Below are 18189 nucleotides of genomic sequence, written 5' to 3'. Positions count from 1 at the left end.
AATATAACACCATCATCTGACTCGACTTCTCTCATTTATGTTCAAAAGACTGTCGTTATTCAAAAAGCAGTTGATAGGTGAACAAAAAGCCATTTTAAGTAATATTTCTTGGTTGTCATTTGAATATGCTGTTCGGATGATAATCGGTTTTTTTATGAGTGCTTGGATGGCAAGATATCTAGGAGCTGCTCGATTAGGTACATTGAATTATGCCGGGGCAATTATTGTTTTACTTCACCCCCTATCCAAGCTTGGATTAGATACTTTAGTTATTCGTTCTCTAGTTAATTTTCCTCAAGAAAAAAATAAAATTTTAGGCACTGTATTTTGGCTCAAACTTGTGATATCTAGCATTATTTCACTTGGGCTTATTGCTACAGGAGTTTATCTTTTTTTGAGAACAGACAATACTGAATTTAGCTTGATTTTTCTAATACTAAGTTCAAGTATTTTATTTCAAGCTTTTGAAGTCGTTAATTTTTGGTTTTCTGCTCAAGTTCAATCTAAATATATAGTTGCCATTAAAATTCTTGTATTCATAGTTGTCACTCTCAGTAAAGTTGCGCTCTTAATTCTACAAGTTCCATTGATTTATTTTGCCTGGATTATATTTGGAGAAGCTGCTCTGGAAGCAAGTGGTTTTGTCTTAGTTTATCAATTAAAAAAATGCCCATTCAAACTTGAATGGAATACTGAAATTGCAAAATCATTACTTCATGAAAGCTGGCCCTTAATCTTATCTGGTTTGAGCATCATCTTATATATGAAGACAGACTTAGTCATGTTGGGGAGCATCGTTGGAGAAGAAGCAGTTGGCATTTATTCATCCGCAACTAAAATATCTGAAATATGGTATTTTATTCCTAATATAATTATTGCTTCAGTTTCCCCTTCAATTTACACAGCAAAAGAAAAAAACAAAAAACAATATTACGAAAAAATCAAAGACTTACTATCCTTTTTGATTCGTCTATCTTTGATAATTTCACTTCCCATTTTGTTCACTGCATCTCCTCTTATTTTGATGATTTATGGGCCAGAATATCTTGCTGCAGGGACAATCTTGAAAATTCATATCTGGGCAACATTATTTGTATTTATGGGAACAGGAATTTCTCCATGGTTTATTGCAGAGAAATTAAGCAATTATTCCTTCTGGATAACTTTTTCTGGTGCGTTACTTAATATTATTCTAAATATCTTTTTGATTCCTAAATATTCTGGCGTCGGTGCAGCAATTTCTACAGTTATTTCTCAGTTATTTTCTGGATTTTTAATCAACGCTTTTTTTTCACAGACAAGAATTGTATTTCGTCTTCAATTAAATACTTTAAATCCATTAAAATTTCCAAAAAAAATCAATAAAAACACCTAAGATGCATCTTTAATATGATACTCGTCAACTTATCTATCTTATCTAAAAAGCCGACAGGGATTAGTATTTATGCTCGCAATATATCACCATACCTTTCTCAACTAAATTCTAAATTTCTTGTTTGTAATTTTGATGATCAATTTACAACTTTTAATTCTTATCTAATTCCAAAAGAACTTAGTCCAGATTTTGGCTTAAAGGGGCATCTTAAACGGCTATATTGGACTCAGCTTACTTTGCCAAAGATTTATCAAAAACTAGAATCAAACTTGATTTTTTCTCCTTTACCAGAATCACCTATTTATACCACTGCTAAAACTGTTGTTATGGTTCATGATTTAATTCCATTACGCCATCCAGACAAGCGATCTCCATTACACTATTATCAGAAATTTGTTTTACCTATTGTGTTAGATCAAAGTAAGCATATTATTTGTAACTCCCAAGCAACTGCAGATGACTTGATGAGTTTTTTCAATATTTCTGCTACTAAAATTACACCTATTCATCTTGCTTATAATCCTAAAAAATTTTACATGCAATCAAATAAGTCAAAATCTAAAAAGCCTTATTTTTTATACTTGGGTCGCCATAACCCACACAAAAATCTCCCTAGAATGATTAAAGCATTTTCTCTGCTTAAGGATAAAGAAGATTATGAATTTTGGCTTATTGGGCCTAAAGATAAACGTTACACGCCACAGTTAATTGATTTGGTGAAAAATCTAGAATTAGAAAATCAAGTCTTGTTTAAAGATTATGTTTCCTTTCAAGACTTGCCTATGATTCTTAATCAAGCATTTTGTTTAATGTTTGTAAGCCTTTGGGAAGGCTTTGGTCTCCCTTTATTGGAAGCAATGGCTTGCGGATTACCTGTCATCACATCTAATCAATCTTCATTAGTCGAAGTGGCAAAAGATTCTGCCATCTTAGTAGACCCAAAAAATGTTCAAGAAATACGTAGTGCGATGGAACGCATCACCAAAGACGATAATCTTTATGCTGATCTAATGCAAAAAGGACTCCAAAGAGCAAGTATGTTTTCATGGGAAAAAACAGGACAAGAAACCAGACAAATTCTCCGGAATTTAAGTTGATTTTCAGGCTTGTTTTTTGATCTACTTTTTTAAGAGGCTTTAGGAGTAATTATTTAGAAGAAAGCCAACCATTTAATCTACCTTGAAAAATAAGCCAGTGGAATTTAGCCCGCCATCCCTGCATTTTAGTTGCATAATATAAAGTTCCCAAAATTGGTCTTAATAAAGCGATTGCAACAAACCAAAATGGATAACTATGCTTTTTTAATACGCGGCCCGTTCCTGGAGCATACCTTTTTGCGCGTGCCAATGCTTGTTGGTCATACTGGGTAATTGGTTCAAGATGGTAGACTTTTACTTCTGGATCATAATATAGTTTCTTATTTTGTGATAGCAAGTTTAGAAGATAATCAGTCTCATCTGAGCATTGCCAAGGAGAGTCTGCACCTGGTCCAAGTGTCTCATCAAAACCTTGGGCGTTTGCAAGTGCATAGGTTCGCAAAAAAATGGATGAAGTAATTCCTCTACGCCAGACATTAAACTTATGAATTTCTCCTGGATTCTTATCCCATCTGCTTGTTGTCAAATTTTCTTTTAGATCAATAGTACAACCACTTAAAGCATCCCAATTAATATTATTTAAAAACCAAGTATTGACTGACATTAAAAGTATATCTGGATACCAGCAATCGTCATCAGGAAAACTGACAATTTCACCAGATACATACCTAAATCCAAAATTCCTCCCCGCTGACACCCCCCTTTGATCATGCTTCAGGTAAATCAAATTAATCTCATTAAAATAACTTTCTAATGTTACTTTGAGTTTTGAAGTCTCATTTTGATCGACAATAATCAATTCAAAATCCTGATGTTTTTGTTTTATTAAAGAGTGAATTAGGCGCACGATTTTATTATGCCTATCTTCACCTAATGTGCTGGTGATTAAGGAGAATTTCATTTTCTAGAGAACACTTATAAAAAAGGAGTTAAGGGAACCTCGAAATTTTCAAAAAATGGATAGGCTTTGAGAAAAACTATCAGTCACAGCATAAAAGCAAAAATATTTGCTCATATGATGTTGTCAATTCACCCTATTTGCCTCCATTTTTTTTGATTTTAGGCACAAGATTGCTGCAAGTAGACGTACCGTCGGAAGTTGTAGGCTAAGTTCTTCAGGGCAATTTGTGTCTCAATACGAGCATGACCAATCACCCTTTCCATCTTGCCCCCCATAGAGGTCACAAAAGTACCAAAGATATGCTCCACTCTCGAACGGACATGAGAGCGTTCTTTATTTCTGGCTTTTTGTGTCTCACTTAGGGGATGATTACGGTTCCCCTTCTCATGAATATGACTGTCCATACCCATCAGTGCTAATACTCTTTCCCGTACTTGGATTTGGTAAGCACTGTCTGCCCAGATGCCATCCCCTCTATTACTGCCATCCAAGACTGCCGCAAACATTTGACTGTCATGCACTGAAGCTGCTGTCACTGCATATTTTCTGATGAGTTTATATTTCACATCGACATTGATGTGGTTCTTGTAGCCAAAGTGATTCTCCTGATTTTTCTTTGTCCAGCGAGCATCACAATCCTTCTGTCGCTTTTTCCTGGGCTTATCTTTCCAGTCTTCGGGAATTTTGCCTGATTTCACTACTTCATTCTCTTCCCGACGATTGCGCTGTCTCGGTACTGGGATGAGTGTTGCATCAATTATTTGTCCTTCTTCTGCTTGATATCCTTGTTTTTGCAAATAGCCTTCAAATTTCTCAAACAGTGCTGCCGCTAGCTTTTGCTCTACTAGCTTTTGTCTAAATAGCCAGACTGTTGTCGCATCTGGTACTTTATCTTCGATGCCCAAACCGACAAACTTCATGAATGATAGCCTGTCATTGACTTGATATTCTAGAGCTTCATCACTAATACCGTAGAGCCTTTGCAGTATCAGCAATTTGAACATTCGTACGGGATCTATTGCTTTCCTGCCCGCCTTACTTTTTCTCTCTTTTGGTTGAACCTGATTGAGAATCTCTCTAAATTCTTCCCAAGGAATCCATTCATTGAGCTTGACGAGGATATCTTGTTTCTCCTCCAAATACTGATGTCGTTTTTCCCAATCCCAGAATCCTAATTGACTCATCTTGAGACACTGCTTTGGCGATACTTTGGTATCTATGATCTCATATTCTTGCTTCGCTTCAAGCTATTTTTCGAGATCCCCTTAAAATATAGCGGTTCCAAATAAAATATAAGAGTATTGCGACTTTATTTTCAGAACTACATGTAATGAAGATTCTTTTATAAGAATTTATTTAATCCAACAAAACTTTCAACAGAGCATAGTTGAATTTTTGATTTTATAATTCTATTTTCACGATTAGAGAAAGCTGTTACTGATTATCTCTCTTAAAAATTAAAATTCCTCGGCACATGCCGAGGAGAGTCAAGTCCAGACGAGAAATTCAGGTTTATTTTTTACCCAACACTTGAGACTTAAGAGAATTGAATTCTGCCAGCAATTCATCACGGTTTGAAGCTTTAAGCAAATAGCGATAGACAAACCATGCTGTGTAAGAGATACCAATCAGCTCAAAGGTGGGTGCTAATAGGGGAATATCGTTAATGGCACCGATTAGTGCAAAGGTCAGCTTGACGGTAATCAAAGCTGCCACGATCAAACCGACGGTGATCAGGGGTTGTTTGTAGTCGGCGAAAAATTTCCCTAGCTCCTCAGGCAGTTCAGACAGAAAATCCGTGATGGGTTTGACTGCTTCTTGCCAAGGCTGCTCGGTTTGGGGGGAGGTCATGGGACCGGGTGCTTCGTTGTTAAACGGAGTTGTACCAGTTTCTACTTGGGTTTCAGGCTGTTGTTCCATCTTTCAAACCTATCCTTAACGATTTATATAGTACAGAGTGGTGATGGGGCAGTCTCACTAGGATGCAGCGGAGGTGCCTTTCAGATTTTGAGTAAGGGACGAATGATGCCCATATTATCAGACATATCTATAAATCTCTGTCTACATCCTACTGAGAGAATCAAGAATAGCTGATATAAAACGGCCTTGGCGATATCTCTTCCTTAATTTATTGGAAAAGAACTTTGGAAAGGCTGTCAATTTTTTGGTTTGTACTGCGCCCAAACGCTTAAGATGCCTATGCTATGATGATGCCAATTTTTATGAAATCGCGTAGAACGTATCATAGATCTTAGCTATCCATGTCTGCAAAATTTTAGCCTCCGGTTTATATGAGCCAGAAACCTGATCCCTCGCAAGTGCAATCCGTTTCTTCCGTTGGCACCCAATCGCAGCCAGTGTTATCGACTGAAGCAGGTTTATCGGAAGCGTCTGGGACGCAAGATTTAAGCATGGAAACGACGGCGATCGCCAATGGGGATCCAGAGCAAGCAACGGCAGAGACAGAGACAGAAATCCTTGAGGTTCCGCGTAAACGCCAATTTCTTCTCCCCAATTGGCAATGGTTAGGGTTGCTCTTAATTTTTCTGTCAGGGGGGGTCGGTTTTCTGGCGACATCGGTTCTCCTGAGCTTTAATGGCAGCAACAATTGCAGTGCCCTGTTCTTGCCTTTAGCCTCCGCCACAACCCGCTTATACTGCGCCCAGATTGAGGCGGAGAAACAAACCCTTGCCAGCTACCTAAAGGCGATTCGGATGGTGAGTGGTTTTTCGGAGAATCACCCCCTCCGGGCGGATATTGACCGCAACATTGAGGTGTGGGTTTCGCAAATTATTGCCCTTGCTGAGGTGGAATTCCAGGCGGGAAAGTTAGATGAGGCGATCGCCATGGTGCGCGATATTCCCGAAAAGGCCGGTTTTCAAGCAGAAATTGAGGCCCAAATCACGGCCTGGGAAGACATTTGGCAAGAGGGAGAAGCGATTCTAGCTAGCCTGCAACGGCAACTCGAAGCCGGGGATTTAAGCCAGGCGATGCGGACAGTCGTCCAACTCAGTTATTTAGACAATCGCTACTGGGCTACGGTGAAGTACGATGAGGCCATGGCGCAAATTCAGTTGGCCCGCAAGGAAACGGAGCAGCTAGAAGGGGCCTATGCAGCCCTGCGTCGGGGCGGTTTAGAAAATTGGCTCCAGGCGATCACCCAGGCGAGCAACATTAGCCAAGATAGCTATGCTTACCCCCAGGCCCAACGTTTAATTAGTGACGCCCGCGAAAAAATCATTGATTACACCGACAACATTATTGATGAACGCCGCTGGGATGACTTACTGGCCCTCTGCGATCGCCTACCGGATCAACTGAACCTCGACAACGTGGTGGTCGATTGGCGAATTCTGGCCCAAGCTGGCCTTAGGGCGAACCAAGGAACCGTTAAGGATCTCGAAACAGCCCTGGTGCAAATCCAAAGTATTCAGCCCGCCAGTGCTGTCTATGACCAGGCCCAAGGTCTGATTAGTCGTTGGCAACGGGAAATTGAGGACGTGGCGCTCCTAGAACAGGCTGAGGAATTGGCCCAGGGGGGAAATATCGCCGACTATGAACGGGCGATCGCCCAGCTCAACCGTGTCCCCTCAGGCAACCCCCGTTACGATGAAGCCCGCCAAAAAATTCGCCAATGGCGTCGCCAAATTGAAATCGCCGAAGACTCTCCCACCCTGGCCTATGCAAAAGATTTAGCGGCGACCAATCGTCTCCAGGAGGCGATCGCCGAAGCCCGCACGATCCAATCCGGTCGCGCCCTCTACAACGAAGCCCAAGAAAATATTCGTCAGTGGCGCAACACCATTGAACGGACTGAAGATCAGCCGATCTTTGACCGAGCTGTGGCCCTTGGCCAACAAAAACGCTTCGATGAGGCGATCGCCGTTGCCAATCAAATTGCCCCGAACCGTGTCCTTTATGACGAAATGCAAGCCAGGGTCAGGAGTTGGCGTCAAGAACAAACGGCGATCAATAATCTCAATCGCGCCTACCAAGTGGCCAATGGCAACTCCGTCTCTGCCTGGGTAGAAGCCATCAACCTTACCCAAGAAATTCCCAGCAGCGCTAGCCAACTGCGGGCCGAAGGAAAACAGGCCGCTGACCAATGGAGCTATCGGATTCTCTCCGTGGCCCAGAGCCAAGCCAATATCTCAATCCCCCAGGCGATCGCCACCGCTCGTCAAATCCCCCGCAATACCGCTGCCTACGACGCCGCCCAAACCCAAATCAACACCTGGCAACGTCTCACCACCCCCAGCCCTAGTCCCCAAACCATCGACGTTCCGACCAACCTCTAAGCCCCCCTTCTTCAGTTGCCCATGACCACCGAACACCCCCTTGGCTCCGTAATTCAAGGTTCCCTAAGCCAAGGCCTCGAAGTCCGTCTCCATGGCGATGTGTCCGTCGAAGAAATGCGCGTCGGTAAATTTCTCGTCGTCAAAGGGAGCCGCTCCCAATTTTTCTGTCTTCTCACCGATGTTTCCCTGGGCACCTCTAGCCCCCGCATCCTCGCCGATCCGCCCAATCCCAACGACGATTTCCTCCAAGCCGTCCTCGCCGGAACCAGCACCTATGGCACCGTCGAACTCGCACCGATGCTAATGTTTACCCCCAGCCAAACAGAAGAGCACGAAACAGAAAACTTTGAGACCCTTGAGCTACTGCCCGTAAAAACGATCCCCAGTCACTTCAGTCAAGTTTACGAAGCCAACGAACAAGACTTTCGACGAGTATTTGGTTGGGAGGACGACCCCCACCACAAAAAATTTGCCATTGGCCGTCCCCTCGATATGGATGTGCCCATTTGCCTCGACCTTGACCGCTTTGTGGAACGAAGTAACGGCATTTTTGGTAAGTCTGGCACCGGCAAATCCTTCCTGACCCGGTTATTGCTGTCTGGCATTATCAAGCGACGGGCCGCCGTAAACCTGATGTTTGATATGCATTCTGAATACGGTTGGGAAGCGATTGAAGAGGGCAAAGGCGTCAGTACCGTTAAAGGTCTCCGGCAGCTTTTCCCCGGTCAAGTTGAAATCTATACCCTCGATTCAGAATCCACCCAACGACGGGGGGTGCGCGATGCCCAGGAACTTTACCTCAGCTTCGATCAAATTGAAATTGAAGATATTCGGCTCGTTGGTTTTGAACTAGGGCTATCTGAGGCGAGTCTCGATAATGCCAATGTCCTCTATTCTGAGTTTGGTCGTACCTGGATTGTCAAACTTCTGGAGATGAGCAATGAAGATATCCGCCTCTTTTGCGAAGAACGCCAAGGCCATGCTGGTTCTATTATGGCTCTGCAACGGAAATTAAAACGACTCGAAAACCTTAAATATATCCGCCAAACTTGCCCCTTTAACTACATCGACCAACTGCTCCAGAGCCTAGATGCCGGGAAACACGTAATCATTGAGTTTGGTTCTCAATCTAATATGTTGTCGTATATGTTGGCGACAAATATGATTACCCGACGCATTCACGCCGCCTATGTGAAAAAAGCAGATCTGTACCTGCAAACCAAAAACGTCCAGAATAAACCGACGCCCCTGGTGATCACCATTGAAGAAGCCCACCGATTTTTAGACTCTAAGATTGTCCACCAAACCATTTTTGGCACGATCGCCAGGGAAATGCGGAAGTATTTTGTCACCCTCCTGGTCGTCGATCAACGTCCCTCCGGTATCGACAACGAAGTCATGTCCCAAATTGGCACGCGGGTAACTTGCTTGCTCAATGACGAAAAAGATATTGATGCGATTTTTACGGGGGTCTCTGGGGGCGGCAACCTACGCTCTGTCCTGGCCAAATTAGATTCCAAACAACAGGCTCTCGTGCTGGGTCACGCTCTCCCGATGCCGGTAGTGATGCGGACGCGCTCCTATGACCAGGCGTTTTACCAAGAAATTGGCTGCCATGACTGGCAAACGATGGCGGATGAAACCTTGTTTGTCGAGGCAGATTTGGCTAAGACAGATCTCGGTTTTTAGGAAGATTGTTAAAAAAGTTTACAATGAACAAATATTTTGTTGACCAAGTAGTCAAAAAGAACAATTAAATCTATGACAACGACTTTTGCAACGCTTTTAGAGCCCTTTCACCTCTGGGATCTCCCTTTGACAAACCGTGTAGTAATGGCTCCCATGACCAGGGCACGGGCTGGCCAAGATCGCATTCCCAACGCGCTCATGGCGGAATACTATGGCCAACGGGCTTCGGCGGGTCTAATTATTGCAGAGGCCACAACCATTTCAGAACAGGCCAATGGTTGGAATGAATCGCCAGGTGTTTACACGGACGCCATGGTTGAAGGATGGCAACTCACCACCCAAGCCGTCCACGCCAAAGGCGGCAAGATTTTCTTGCAATTGTGGCACATGGGCCGCGCTTCCCATAGCAGTTTCCATGGGGGTCAATTGCCGATCGCCCCTTCTGCAATCAAAATTAATAACGGCGAAGAAATTCATACGCCCCTTGGCAAACAGCCCTATGAAGTCCCCAGGGCCATTGAAACAGAAGAAATCCCTGGGATTATTGAGGAGTATCGCCAGGCGGCAATCAGGGCAAAAGCAGCGGGCTTTGATGGTATTGAGATTCACGCCGCCAACGGCTATTTACTCGATACATTCCTCCAATCGAAAACGAATCATCGTACGGATGCCTATGGTGGCAGCGCCACGAATCGTTGTCGTTTACTCCTCGAAATTTTAGATGCGGTAACAACGGTCTGGGATTCCCGTCGGGTGGGTGTTCGTTTTTCCCCCAATGGTTCCTTTAATGATATGGGCTCGCCCGATTTCCGGGAGCAGTTTACCTATGCTGCCAGTCAACTCAATCGGTACAATTTGGCCTATCTTCATGTGATGGATGGTTTGGCCTTTGGCTTCCATGAACTGGGAGAGCCGCTGACCTTGGCTGATTTCCGGGCCGTTTATGATGGTGTTCTCATGGGTAATTGTGGCTATGATCGAAGCAGTGCAGAAACGGCGATCGCCACTGGGCAAGCGGACCTAATTGCCATTGGCCGTCCTTTTATTAGTAACCCCGACCTCGTTGAACGTTACACCAATAACTGGGCCTTAAATCCCGATGCAGATATGGCTACTTGGTATGCCCCCACAGGCGCGGAAGGCTATACCGATTTTCCGACCTATGCCGCCTAGGATGCTGGTCGATTTCCATTGCTGATAGGCAATTTAGCAAAAAAGACAGCCCTAGGGCTGTCCTTCTCTTACTTATGTTTTAGATTGCGACGCTACAATCCCAAATTGCCTTAAATAAAGCTGGGTTGGTGACGAATCAAGTTGAGAAACTCTTCACGGGTTTTTTGTTCTTTCTGGAAGCACCCAATCATGGCACTGGTAACAGTCCAAGAACCGGGCTTTTGGACACCCCGCATAGACATACACATGTGAATCCCTTCCATCACCACCGCAACCCCTTGGGGGTCAAGGATTTCTTGGACCGCTTCTGCAATTTGTCGGGTCAGGCGTTCTTGCACCTGGAGACGGCGAGAATACATCTCAACGATCCGCGCTAATTTGCTGAGGCCCACAACTTTCTGATTCGGGATATAGGCCACGTGGGCACGACCCATAAAGGGCAACATATGGTGTTCGCAGAGGCTAAAGAAATCGATGTCCCGCACCAATACCATTTCATTGTGCCCTTCATCGAAAATTGCACCATTGACGATGTCTTCAAGGGACTGGTTATAGCCTTGGGTCAGAAACTGCATGGCTTTTGCCACCCGCAGCGGCGTCTTTAGAAGACCTTCACGGTCAGGATCTTCGCCAACGGCTTCTAGCATCGTATGCACAGCCTCTGCCATTTTCTGCTGGCTTTCTTCTGTGGCAGGGCGGATACTTGCTGCTTTGCCATTGTGGCTATTGCGGTCTGGCCGAGTCACCAGATCATTAAGGTCACGACCTAGAGCATCAGTCGCCATGGTTTTTGTAGAACCATTGAAGCCGCTTGAAGAAGATGTTGTCATAATTCGGTATGGAATGAAGAAGTAAAAGGAACTGGGGCAGGGGAGAGTAGATCCTCGCTAACAATAAACTGTTGGATTCCCTGCTTTAGAGATCATGGTCAATTCTTCAATACTGGGCTCAACGGATGGTCGAATCCCTTGAAGAATACTTTGGGGACGCTTTCGGAAATAAAAATCCTGGAGCGGCCAAAACTTTAGCCAGACATGACTAAGCTGCGTCATTCGATGACGGCACAGCCAGGTGGGTCTGGGGATCAGGAGTTGCGGAATGGCAATGGATGAGGCGTTAAACAAAATCCCGAACCTGCCATGCTGTTGAACATTGAGCTTGGATATCAGGGGGGCTGCCATCGCAAAGGTAAGGAAGAAGGGCCAAGGGTTTGCAAGAATTTAGGGGCAGAGGCGATCGCCAAAGGTGGACAAGAGAGATCATGGGCAGGGAACTGCACTCAACATAGCGCGATGGGTGGGCAAAAAAATTTAGCTTAGTCCATAGAAAATCCCAGAAAAAATGTCCACGACCTAAACTCTGTTTACCAATGGAGACGAAAGGATATTGGTGATTTCACTGCCTTGCAAAGGAACAAAATTGGGGGAAAGTCCCATAGTTCACATTAGGGCTCAGCGGCTTCTTATCCTAGCAAAATTTCGGAAATGTTACAAAATATTGCTAAATGATTAGAATCAGTACCCATGAATGCCAAACCAGATCCTAAAGTTAGGAACTTTCTAAAAACACACCAATTTTCCGGAACCGCTGGTAGCGCAATTCACGGCGGCGTTCTGGCGTCAGCTTCAGCAGGGTTTGGAGGTTATCTTGGATCGCTGCTTTCAGGAGTTGGGCGGCCCCAATGGGATCGGCGTGGGCGCAGGAGGCTGGCTCTGGGACAATTTCATCGATAATCTCAAGGCTTTTCAGGTCCTCTGCTGTAATCTTGAGGGCGGCGGCGGCCTGCTCTGATTTCCCGGCATCTTTCCAGAGAATGGCGGCACAGGCCTCTGGGGTCGCCACTGTGTAAACGGAATTTTTTAACATCAAGACGCGATCGCCGACGCCAATCCCCAAGGCCCCACCGGAACCGCCTTCGCCAATGACTGTGCAAATAATCGGCACATCGAGGCTAAACATTTCCCGGAGGTTAAAGGCGATCGCTTCCCCTTGGCCCAACTTTTCCGCTTCTAAACCCGCCCAAGCCCCAGGAGTATCAATAAACGTTAAAATCGGCATCCCAAAACGGTTGGCATGGTCCATCAGCCGCATCGCCTTACGGTAGCCCCCAGGAGCTGGCATGCCAAAATTCCGGGCGACATTATCCTTTGTGTCGCGCCCCTTTTGGTGCCCTAGCATCATCACCGGTTGACCATCGAAGCGGGCCACCCCACCGATGAGAGCCGGATCATCAGAACCACCGCGATCGCCATGGAGTTCAAACCACTCGTCCGCCATCATTTGAACATAGTCAAGGGTGCTGGGACGCCGGGGATGCCGCGCCAATTGCAGCCGTTGGGCCGGGGTGAGGGTACTAAAAATTTCTTCCCGGAGCTGGTCTGCCCGCGCCTCTAGCTGCTGAATCTGTTCGGAAACATCAACATTATTCTCCGCAGCAAGATCACGAATTTGATGGATGCGTGATTCTAATTCCGAAAGAGGTTTTTCAAAATCAAGCAGAAACGTCCGGCGCTCCGTTTTCGGCATGGTGAGTTCAATTCACTGACGACAGTTCACAAATCAAAGTTTATTATCCCCGGAAGCCTCCCCAACAGTAAAGGAATCCGTACTGCCACCCCCGAAAAGTTTTGTCAAAATAGAAAGTAAGCAGTTTTAACTTTTCAAGCATCAAATCACTTATTTATGAGCAACACCAGTAATTTTCGTGACGCCATTCGGCAGGCCAAAGGTCAAGCCCTGGTTGGCCCAGAAGTCATTAAAAATGCCCTGCCCTACTTGGGGGGTGGCCTACTCCTGACAGCCCTCGGAACCTATGGTGGTTTGGGAGTAATCCAAACCAATCCCAGCATCTTTATGCCCACCTTCTGGGTTGCCCTGATCGCTGAATTGGCCCTCTTCTTCGTTGCCCGTGGAGTCGCTGAAAAGGGAAATAATAGCGTCGCCCTCCCTCTTTTGGCCGGCTACAGTCTACTTTCTGGGTACACCCTCACAGGGATTGTTGCCCTCGCCATCGGTACTGCGGGAGTTGGGATCCAAGGGGTTGGGATCGCAGCCCTCGGCTGTGGTATTACCTTCATTATTGGGCGCAATATTGGCTCAAACCTCTCCGATGAAGATGGTTTAGCCCTGGCCCAAACAGTACGCCTCGGAATTATTGCCTTGTTTGTGGTGCTGTTGGCCCAGCTTGGTTTTGCTTTCTTTGGAGTTTACACGCCCAGTTGGTTAGAGGTCGGGATCTCTGGCTTAGGGACGTTACTATTCGCTGGTTCGGCGGTAGTTGACTTCTATGTGTTGCCTCGTGCCTACCGTAATGAGCAATATCTCTCGGCTGCTCTGTCGATGTATTTGACCTATATCAACCTATTTGTGTTTATTCTGCGCTTGTTGATTGCCATCAATAGCCGCGACTAACCCCCACTGTCTTCGACATCTCCCCCAAGGGGAAGTTAGCCCCCACTGTCTTCGACATCTCCCCCAAGGGGAGAATGGGCTCTCTGGTTCATCGGCCAGGGGGCTTTTTTATTGGGGTTGCAGCACCATCAGGGCGAGGTCGAGGGTTTCTCTAAGGTGTTCGGGGTTAGGCAAGCCTTTAATGCGGGTATTTAATCCTAGAAGGACGTGGTAGAGGTAACGGGCAGTTTTCGGGCTGTCAAAATTGGGGGGCAGTTCTCCTTTGGCGATCGCCTGATTGAGGGTACTCGTAAAAATTTGTTCGACATTGGTGGCAATATCTTCCACAAGGACGGCCACCTGGGGATCGTGGGGCGCGAGTTCAATCATTGCATTGACGACAAAACAGCCCCGACAACCGAGGAGCTTGGCATTGTCTGCGGTTTGATAAAACAAATTTCGGAGATTTTCGAGGGGGGAAGCGGAATAATTGAGCCGCTCTTCTAGCTGGCGCACTGCGATTTTGCCGTAGTAGGCGATCGCCTCCAGGAACAAATCATGTTTATTGCCAAAGGTGTTGTACAGACTTTGCCGCTGGATCCCCATGTAGTCCAAAAGTTCCGCAAGGCTTGTGGCGCTATAGCCCTTTTCCCAGAACAATTCCATTGCCTTTTCAAGGGCAGCATTACGGTTAAAAGCAAGCTTTCGGCCCACCATGGCACAACCTAGATACAGTGCAGAAAAACTGGTTTTATCCTAAAGGAAATTTCTCTGCACCGTCAAAAAATCTCGTGATCAGGGGCAAGTGCCAGACCAGGGTATTGGTCGGTTTAGGGAGTTGCCATAGACCCCTTCAAACTGACAAGGCGTCGTAAAAGTCATCTCAAAATCTCTCACAGGGCCACCCAAAGGGGCACCCAGGAGTCCTAGTTGAACAGTTCCTTTGATTACATAGGCATTTTGATTTGCGTCCCAACCCTCTGTGGTGATAGTCATGAAATCAGTGCTATCCGGCCCCCCAACCGTCGACAATCCCCAATCGATATAGCCCTGCAGTTCTCCATCGGTATAGCTGTAAGTAGTATCCCAAATTCCCCTTAAAGCAGGCCGGAATTGCCCAGAACTAGAAGGATTTCCGCTGGTAAATGAACCATTCCCAGTATTTCCCGTATTTGCGGTATTAGACGAGTTGTTATTGTTATTCGTATTCTGCGTCGCTGGGTTTGTGTTTGGCGTGCCAGGATTACGGGGTCGATCATTAGTGTTGCTGGTGGTAGGGGGTACCGGAGCCGCGCCTAAGCCAACGACTTGCATACAGCCTTGAGTATTATCGTTAAACACTCGGAGTGTCGTAGATTCGCTACTTTGCATGAGCTTGGGGAGATACTGGGCAGCACGGACACCAGTATCACAAATCACATTGGGTTCTCCGGAGCGAAAGGCACGATCTTGCCAACTACATTCTCCCGGTTGTAAACCTTGGGAAGCACTGCCAGCGGCTGGCCGGAAGACAATTTTCACCTTGTTACCGCTGGTATTGGTAATGCTTAAATTCCCGCCACCCCGACAGGTCAGGGGATAGTTTTGTTGGGCTTGGGCCGGGGCGATCGCCAGGGGAATTGTCAACAAAGAAGCGGCACTGCAAAAAGCAGATATTTGTTTGTAGAAAGCCATGGTTTAGGGATTCCAGGAGGATAACTAAGGGACGAGATTACTTTAGTTGTAGTTCCCCTAAACAGATGCAAATATCTCGTTTTCTAACTCATTGCAGTGAATTTCTATGACGTTTATGGTGTTTTCCGTATTTTGGCGGAGGCTTTTTAAAAAGATCAAGCTAGCAGAGATGGCATCAATAATTCTCCCTAATTGTCCAGGGTATTTGAGATTTTTTCGAGGGCGAGTTTTGCTGCACCCACCATACCTGCATTGTTGCCTAACTGGGCCTTGGTCAGTTTTAAATCCACCCGCGAAGAAGGCAGCACCCGCCGTTCAATTTCGGCGATCGCCGCTGGGAGGAAAAAGTCACTGCTGGCACTGATGCCGCCCCCCAGGATAATCATTTCGGGGGTGAAAATATAAATTAAGCTCGTTAGCCCGGCCCCCAACAGTTTGCCGTAGGTTTGCCAATGGGCGATCGCTTCAGCATCTCCCGCCTCGGCCAGCTCTCCTAATTCCCCAGGATCTTTGCCAGAAATTCGTTTAACGCCATTAATTGAACAATACTGCTCGAAGGAGCCATTGTTGCCGCTATTGCAGGGGGGGCCATCGGGATTGAGGGTAATCAGCCCCAACTCGCCAGCGGCACCGTAATGGCCCGTAAAAAGTTGCCCGTTGAGGATTACCGCCCCACCGACTCCCGTACCTAGGGTAATAAGCAGCAGATTTTGGCGATCGCGCCCCGCCCCCAACCATGCTTCTCCCAGACCGGCACAGTTGGCATCATTATTTAACGTGGTGGGTAAACCAGTTTTTGCTTCCACCCAATCGGCGAGGGGGACATCCTGCCAACCACTGAGATTGATCGCAACTTTGGCAATGCGCGCTGTACCATCCACCGGGCCAGGAATGCCGATCCCCACCGCTTTACAGGTGTGATCTTGATTTAACGCATTCACTAAATTGGCGATCGCCTCGGCGACGGCGGTTGGGGTACTGGGTTGGGGCGTAGGTACTGCTTTTTCCGCTAAACAAAGACCATCAGGGCTAAATTTTCCCCCTTTGATGGCCGTCCCCCCCAGATCAATCCCAATCACTGTGCTCATCTAGTCCAATGCTCCATCTACCAAATTATTCAGACCATACACATGGCGACGACCCGCCAAGGCCACTAATTCTACGTCCTTTTCGTCACCGGGTTCAAAGCGTACTGCTGTGCCCGCCGGGATATTTAAACGCATTCCTTTTGTAGCCGCCCGGTCAAACCGCAGGGCACGATTGACTTCAAAAAAATGGAAATGAGATCCCACTTGAATGGGGCGATCGCCGCTGTTAGCAACCGTAACTATCTTTGTTTCTCGGCCAGCATTCAGTTCAATTTCCCCGGCTTGGGGGCGTAGTTCGCCTGGAATCATCGCCATGTCGCTCCAAAAACTGTTTTTATCCTACGCAATTATCAGGAAATGCAACAGAGCAAAAAGTCGCCAAAATATCCAAGCTAGACTGAAAAAAATTTACGGGGGCGATCGCCGATGAGCGGAACCTACACCATCAGAACCATGACCCGGACGGAACTAGATTTAGCGATTGAGTGGGCCGCCCAGGAAGGTTGGAATCCCGGCCTACAGGATGCTGCCAGTTTCTATGCCGCCGATCCCACGGGATTTCTGGTGGGCTTGCTGGATGGGGTGGCGATCGCCAGTATTTCGGCGGTGAAATATGCCCCAAATTTTGCGTTCATTGGTTTCTATATCGTCAAACCAGAGTACCGTGGCCAGGGTTATGGTTGGCAAATTTGGCAGGCGGCGATCGCCTCCGTGGCCAGTCGCAATGTCGGTCTCGATGGGGTCGTCGCCCAGCAGGAAAATTACAAAAAATCGGGCTTTAATCTGGCCTACAACAACGTGCGCTACAGTGGCCTCGGTGGTGGCCAGGTTCCGGAATCTCCTGGTTTAAAGCCCTTGGCAGTGGTCAATTTTGAAAGCATTGATGAGTATGATCGGCGATTTTTTCCGGGCGATCGCCGCACCTTTTTAAAATCGTGGCTACAGCAACCGGACAGCACCACCTGGGTGATGGTCAATAAGACTGAAATTACAGGCTATGGCATGGTGCGTCCCTGTCGTCGGGGTTATAAAATTGGCCCCCTCTTTGCTGACAATGCCGAAATCGCGGCAGTTCTCTTTCTCGCCCTCAAAAGCAGTCTTCCTGCTGGCAGTGAACTTTTTCTCGATGTGCCCATGGTTAATCCAGAGGCGATCGCCCTGGCCCAACGCTACCAACTACAGCCCGTGTTTGAAACAGCACGGATGTATACCCAAGCGCCCCCAACAATTCCTGTCCAAAACATTTTTGGGGTGACCAGTTTTGAGTTAGGCTAGCCCATTCTGGAGTTTCAGGTCATGAAAAAAGCATATGTTTGAACACATATGCCTACCGTAAAAATTATTTAACTGACTTATTCGCCGTATTCGTTAAGAATTTCCTTTGCTTCCCGGACTGCATCCGCATTTTTGTTCTGGGCATCTTGCTGCTTGAGCATATGTCTCGCCCAAACCCGTTCCATCGCCCGGAGGGTTTCATTTTTTTCTTTACGCATCCGCATAGCCT

Annotated in this window: 17 protein-coding genes; 7 read left to right on the top strand and 10 right to left on the bottom strand. The window is 46.4% G+C overall.

All coding sequences use genetic code 11. The features are described 5' to 3' along the window. Positions 1-37: 37 nt before the first annotated feature. Both FEK30_RS01820 and FEK30_RS01815 read left to right on the top strand, forming a co-directional pair. On the top strand, positions 38-1375 hold the full coding sequence (locus tag FEK30_RS01820; protein ID WP_138071424.1) for a flippase: 1338 nt from the start codon (positions 38-40) through the stop codon (positions 1373-1375). A 14-nt stretch (positions 1376-1389) separates the two neighbouring features. Then, positions 1390-2472, top strand: a complete 1083-nt coding sequence (locus tag FEK30_RS01815; protein WP_065711271.1) for a glycosyltransferase family 4 protein — start codon at positions 1390-1392, stop codon at positions 2470-2472. A 49-nt stretch (positions 2473-2521) separates the two neighbouring features. Here FEK30_RS01815 and FEK30_RS01810 read toward each other — a convergent pair whose 3' ends face one another. The 3 genes from FEK30_RS01810 to FEK30_RS01800 form a co-directional block, all read right to left on the bottom strand. Continuing rightward, a complete protein-coding gene (locus FEK30_RS01810) occupies positions 2522-3373 on the bottom strand; it encodes a glycosyltransferase family 2 protein (RefSeq protein WP_012308045.1) in 852 nt (283 codons plus the stop codon). A gap of 158 nt (positions 3374-3531) precedes the next feature. Continuing rightward, positions 3532-4557 (bottom strand): IS5 family transposase, encoded by a 1026-nt coding sequence (locus tag FEK30_RS01805; protein WP_138071033.1) that lies wholly within the window; start codon positions 4555-4557, stop codon positions 3532-3534. A gap of 328 nt (positions 4558-4885) precedes the next feature. Then, the gene (locus FEK30_RS01800; RefSeq protein WP_012308044.1) at positions 4886-5293 is read right to left on the bottom strand and encodes a CAAD domain-containing protein; all 408 of its coding nucleotides are present in this window, start codon (positions 5291-5293) and stop codon (positions 4886-4888) included. A 371-nt stretch (positions 5294-5664) separates the two neighbouring features. On the opposite strand from FEK30_RS01800, the gene FEK30_RS01795 reads away from it, so the two are divergent. The 3 genes from FEK30_RS01795 to FEK30_RS01785 all read left to right on the top strand — a co-directional run bounded on the left by FEK30_RS01795 (position 5665) and on the right by FEK30_RS01785 (position 10533). Beyond that, a complete protein-coding gene (locus FEK30_RS01795; protein WP_255447917.1) occupies positions 5665-7671 on the top strand; it encodes a hypothetical protein in 2007 nt (668 codons plus the stop codon). Between the two features lie 21 nt (positions 7672-7692). Then, the gene (locus FEK30_RS01790) at positions 7693-9360 is read left to right on the top strand and encodes a helicase HerA domain-containing protein (protein ID WP_138071422.1); all 1668 of its coding nucleotides are present in this window, start codon (positions 7693-7695) and stop codon (positions 9358-9360) included. Positions 9361-9423: 63 nt separating this feature from the next. Beyond that, positions 9424-10533 (top strand): alkene reductase, encoded by a 1110-nt coding sequence (locus FEK30_RS01785; protein ID WP_315862727.1) that lies wholly within the window; start codon positions 9424-9426, stop codon positions 10531-10533. A gap of 110 nt (positions 10534-10643) precedes the next feature. Here the strand turns inward: FEK30_RS01785 and folE are convergent, their stop codons facing one another. Together folE and accA are read right to left on the bottom strand one after the other, a co-directional pair. After that, positions 10644-11363 carry a GTP cyclohydrolase I FolE gene (gene folE, locus FEK30_RS01780; RefSeq protein ID WP_012308040.1) on the bottom strand — a complete coding sequence of 240 codons (720 nt, stop codon included), beginning with the start codon at positions 11361-11363 and terminating at the stop codon, positions 10644-10646. Between the two features lie 718 nt (positions 11364-12081). After that, complete coding sequence (accA, locus tag FEK30_RS01775) at positions 12082-13059, bottom strand: acetyl-CoA carboxylase carboxyl transferase subunit alpha (protein ID WP_065711266.1); 978 nt, start codon at positions 13057-13059, stop codon at positions 12082-12084. A 156-nt stretch (positions 13060-13215) separates the two neighbouring features. Between accA and FEK30_RS01770 the strand changes: the two genes are divergently transcribed. After that, positions 13216-13944: a Bax inhibitor-1/YccA family protein gene (locus FEK30_RS01770; protein ID WP_030006920.1), complete on the top strand. Its 729-nt coding sequence runs from the start codon at positions 13216-13218 to the stop codon at positions 13942-13944. A gap of 108 nt (positions 13945-14052) precedes the next feature. On the opposite strand, the gene FEK30_RS01765 is transcribed toward FEK30_RS01770, so the two are convergent. From FEK30_RS01765 to FEK30_RS01750, 4 genes are all read right to left on the bottom strand, one after another. Beyond that, positions 14053-14640, bottom strand: coding sequence for a TetR/AcrR family transcriptional regulator (locus FEK30_RS01765; protein ID WP_030006919.1), 588 nt, complete (start codon positions 14638-14640; stop codon positions 14053-14055). 78 nt (positions 14641-14718) lie between these two features. After that, entirely contained in the window at positions 14719-15597 is an 879-nt protein-coding gene (locus tag FEK30_RS16875; protein WP_181445669.1) for a hypothetical protein, read from the bottom strand. A 188-nt stretch (positions 15598-15785) separates the two neighbouring features. Continuing rightward, positions 15786-16685, bottom strand: a complete 900-nt coding sequence (locus FEK30_RS01755) for an ROK family protein (protein ID WP_138071418.1) — start codon at positions 16683-16685, stop codon at positions 15786-15788. Continuing rightward, positions 16686-16994 (bottom strand): urease subunit beta, encoded by a 309-nt coding sequence (locus FEK30_RS01750; protein WP_138073714.1) that lies wholly within the window; start codon positions 16992-16994, stop codon positions 16686-16688. A gap of 117 nt (positions 16995-17111) precedes the next feature. Between FEK30_RS01750 and FEK30_RS01745 the strand changes: the two genes are divergently transcribed. Then, complete coding sequence (locus FEK30_RS01745) at positions 17112-17960, top strand: GNAT family N-acetyltransferase (protein WP_138071416.1); 849 nt, start codon at positions 17112-17114, stop codon at positions 17958-17960. A gap of 77 nt (positions 17961-18037) precedes the next feature. On the opposite strand, the gene FEK30_RS16690 is transcribed toward FEK30_RS01745, so the two are convergent. After that, positions 18038-18184, bottom strand: a complete 147-nt coding sequence (locus FEK30_RS16690; protein WP_156785474.1) for a hypothetical protein — start codon at positions 18182-18184, stop codon at positions 18038-18040. Between the last annotated feature and the right edge of the window lie 5 nt (positions 18185-18189).

Origin of the sequence: Picosynechococcus sp. PCC 11901, assembly GCF_005577135.1 — a bacterium.
Classification (GTDB): domain Bacteria; phylum Cyanobacteriota; class Cyanobacteriia; order Cyanobacteriales; family MRBY01; genus MRBY01.
This window is presented reverse-complemented; position numbering and strand designations above follow the sequence as displayed.

Bases quoted from the DNA above. Each gene is read 5' to 3' on its own strand.
- FEK30_RS01795 (WP_255447917.1), top strand. From the start codon at position 5,665: ATGAGCCAGAAACCTGATCCCTCGCAAGTGCAATCCGTTTCTTCCGTT.
- FEK30_RS01800 (WP_012308044.1), bottom strand. From the start codon at position 5,293: ATGGAACAACAGCCTGAAACCCAAGTAGAAACTGGTACAACTCCGTTT.
- accA (WP_065711266.1), bottom strand. From the start codon at position 13,059: ATGCCGAAAACGGAGCGCCGGACGTTTCTGCTTGATTTTGAAAAACCT.
- FEK30_RS01770 (WP_030006920.1), top strand. From the start codon at position 13,216: ATGAGCAACACCAGTAATTTTCGTGACGCCATTCGGCAGGCCAAAGGT.
- FEK30_RS01750 (WP_138073714.1), bottom strand. From the start codon at position 16,994: ATGATTCCAGGCGAACTACGCCCCCAAGCCGGGGAAATTGAACTGAAT.
- FEK30_RS16690 (WP_156785474.1), bottom strand. From the start codon at position 18,184: ATGCGGATGCGTAAAGAAAAAAATGAAACCCTCCGGGCGATGGAACGG.
- FEK30_RS01820 (WP_138071424.1), top strand. From the start codon at position 38: ATGTTCAAAAGACTGTCGTTATTCAAAAAGCAGTTGATAGGTGAACAA.
- FEK30_RS16875 (WP_181445669.1), bottom strand. From the start codon at position 15,597: ATGGCTTTCTACAAACAAATATCTGCTTTTTGCAGTGCCGCTTCTTTG.
- FEK30_RS01765 (WP_030006919.1), bottom strand. From the start codon at position 14,640: ATGGTGGGCCGAAAGCTTGCTTTTAACCGTAATGCTGCCCTTGAAAAG.
- FEK30_RS01790 (WP_138071422.1), top strand. From the start codon at position 7,693: ATGACCACCGAACACCCCCTTGGCTCCGTAATTCAAGGTTCCCTAAGC.
- FEK30_RS01815 (WP_065711271.1), top strand. From the start codon at position 1,390: ATGATACTCGTCAACTTATCTATCTTATCTAAAAAGCCGACAGGGATT.
- FEK30_RS01810 (WP_012308045.1), bottom strand. From the start codon at position 3,373: ATGAAATTCTCCTTAATCACCAGCACATTAGGTGAAGATAGGCATAAT.
- FEK30_RS01755 (WP_138071418.1), bottom strand. From the start codon at position 16,685: ATGAGCACAGTGATTGGGATTGATCTGGGGGGGACGGCCATCAAAGGG.
- FEK30_RS01805 (WP_138071033.1), bottom strand. From the start codon at position 4,557: ATGAGTCAATTAGGATTCTGGGATTGGGAAAAACGACATCAGTATTTG.
- folE (WP_012308040.1), bottom strand. From the start codon at position 11,363: ATGACAACATCTTCTTCAAGCGGCTTCAATGGTTCTACAAAAACCATG.
- FEK30_RS01745 (WP_138071416.1), top strand. From the start codon at position 17,112: ATGAGCGGAACCTACACCATCAGAACCATGACCCGGACGGAACTAGAT.